Annotated in this window: 3 protein-coding genes; 1 reads left to right on the top strand and 2 read right to left on the bottom strand. The window is 57.6% G+C overall.

What is annotated here, in order from left to right; genetic code table 11:
• Positions 1-680, bottom strand: a 680-nt coding sequence (locus Q363_RS31275) for a PAS domain-containing protein (protein ID WP_245632598.1), incomplete at its 3' end; no start/stop codon positions are given.
• Between the two features lie 278 nt (positions 681-958).
• Complete coding sequence (locus tag Q363_RS31285; RefSeq protein ID WP_281176118.1) at positions 959-1,828, bottom strand: NADPH-dependent F420 reductase; 870 nt, start codon at positions 1,826-1,828, stop codon at positions 959-961.
• A 56-nt stretch (positions 1,829-1,884) separates the two neighbouring features.
• Here Q363_RS31285 and Q363_RS31290 point away from each other — a divergent pair, with 56 nt between their 5' ends.
• Positions 1,885-2,265, top strand: a complete 381-nt coding sequence (locus Q363_RS31290) for a winged helix-turn-helix transcriptional regulator (protein WP_035358621.1) — start codon at positions 1,885-1,887, stop codon at positions 2,263-2,265.
• The last annotated feature ends 263 nt before the right edge of the window (positions 2,266-2,528 follow it).

The following is a 2,528-nucleotide window of genomic DNA, read 5'->3' on the forward strand; positions in this document are numbered from 1 at the left end:
GGGTTATGCGAGGGGGCATACGGTGCATTTGGAGGCTCGGTGCATTTGGAGGCTCGGTGCTGAACGACTGTTGCCCGGCACGCCTGGTCCAGGTCCGGCTGGTCGCGGTTCAGCCATCGTAGGCTGGCCTGCGCATCCATCACGACCGAGGCAATCGGCTGCTTTAACTCGTGAGAGATTGAGGCAGCCAGTTCCCCGAGCATGCTGACCCGATTGGTGTGTGCAAGGTCTGCTTGTAGCTCTTCCGCTCGCTTGCGATCTTGGATGTCGGTCGCCGCACCGTAGCATTTCACGACCTTTCCTCGCTTGTCCCGCAGCGGCACGGCGCGGCTCAAAAACCAACGATACTCCCCGTCGTTGCGGCGGAAGCGCAGCTCCTCCTCGAACGGCTCACCACTGGCTATGCTCGCGCCCCATCGTCGTACAATTCGATCCCGATCTTCGGGATGAACAGCAGTTGTCGCGACTTTCTCCCCTTTTCCCAACTGCGACAGGCCGGTATACTCAACCACGCGTCGATTCCGAAATTGAATGGCCCCGTCAGGTCCAGCGATCCACGTCATCGCCGGAATGGTCTCGATGGCTTCGCGAAGTTTTCTTTCCTCTCCCCGCAATTGTTGCACGCGGAGTTGATACAGTGATGCTCGAGGACGGAAATGGCGGTCCGGATTGCGGCTCATACCATTCAAAAGTGATGCCATCAAACCTGTAGAGGCCCTGCATCGTGCCGAGCCACAGAAATCCGTCCGTCGTCTGCGTGAGAGTATAAACATCACCCGGGGCACCGTCCTTCGCCGACCAGCTCGTGTGCACGAACTGGCCGATCGTACGATCGACCTGTTCGGCGTGCAAGCAGCCAAGATTCATCCATACCAGCAGGGCCGATAGAATCTCGACGCCGTGGAGGGTTTTCGTCTTCCGCCTGGTACTCCGCACACACGCACCGCCCCTTCCGGAACTAGTCCGGCAGGCCAGCGAGCGAGCGATTCAGCGGCACGCTGTCTTTTGCGAAGGGGAGCTTGAATCCCTGTCCAATGTCGATGCCGTTGGGCAACTCCAACATCTTCTTCAACGCCATGTCCCGGCGCTCGCCGAGCTTGGCGCGGTAGTCGGCGGTCAGGCCCTGCATGACCTCCTTCAGTCGCGAGGCGCCGAGGTTGGTGCAGTAGGCGGCGCTGCCTGGCTGTTGGCGCCAGGACGCGTCAAGACCGCCGGCGTCGACCCCGTCGAAGCCGATTTCCTCGATTAGGCCGATCACCACATCCTTGGCCCGCTGGTTATCGCCTGCCACCGGCAGGGCGAAGCGCTCCGGCGAGCCTTTGGGGCGCCCTTGATTTCGGAGGCTGTCAAACGAGATATTGTTGAACGCCTTGACGACCGGTCGTCCCAGCTGCTCGGCGACCCACATCGTCTCGGGCATGCCGCTTTCCAACGGCTCTATGCGTCCGTCACGCATGGAATAGTAGTTGCCAGTGTCGACCACGATGAGGTCGCGGCGCGCGCCATCGAATAGATTGGCCGGAAATTGCTGGATAGCCTTCATCGGCACCGAGATAATCAGCACGTCTGACTGCTTGGCTACATCAACGACCGACACCGCCGTCGCGCCGACCTCCTTCGCCAGGTCGGCGAGAGTCTCGGGGCCGCGGGAGTTTGCGATCCGCACGGTATGCCCCGCGTCCTTGAGCTTTCGTGCGAGGCAGGCGCCGATGAAGCCGGCGCCGATCAGACCGATTTCCATGGTTTCTCCGTAAATTTTCGTTAGAGTAAGAGCGGCTTCTTCCTGCCGCGGACCTGATTTACTGCCCTGAAGAAAGACTAAATCTATGGGTGACTAACATGCAAGAACGCACCCAAAAGTGTAATACTAACCTGTAAGTAACCATGAAAAAGACAAAACAAACATACACGCAAACATGTTGCACCGTGGAACTGGAAGAAGCGCTCAAAGTGCTGGAAGGGCGATGGAAGATAGTCATCCTCTTCCATCTCTTCAGTGCACCGGTACTACGGTTCTCGGAATTACGCCGCGCAGTGTCCGGGATATCTCAGAAGATGCTGATTCAGCAATTACGTGACTTGGAAAAAGATGGCGTGGTTCACCGCAAGGTATATCCGGAAGTGCCACCCAAGGTGGAATACATGTTGACGAAAGATGGGGCGGCTCTTCGTCCGGCGCTCAAGGCGCTTAAGTCCTGGGCAGGATCGCGAAAGATGCCGTCTTCGATAAAGAAAAATCTGCTGGTTAAGCAGACTTTTCGGTGACTCGGGTTTAGATTGCCTGCTCTGGATATCAGGCCTTGGACATACCTTCCTGTGAATACGCCCTGTTTACCTCGATGGGTCTTGTCGTTCGGAATCTGACTGCATCGAGCCAGATTGATTGATCAATTCAAGTTGCTGTGTAACCGGCTTTCCTCCAACATTGGCCCCAATTGGTAAGTGGACGAGATGGCGACTACACGGCCAAGTGACGTGAAGCGCGTTTGAACTAAGCCGCTGTCGCGGCGGACGCTGCGGCATTGGTG

This window comes from Edaphobacter aggregans DSM 19364, from assembly GCF_000745965.1.
Taxonomy (GTDB): Bacteria; Acidobacteriota; Terriglobia; order Terriglobales; family Acidobacteriaceae; genus Edaphobacter; species Edaphobacter aggregans.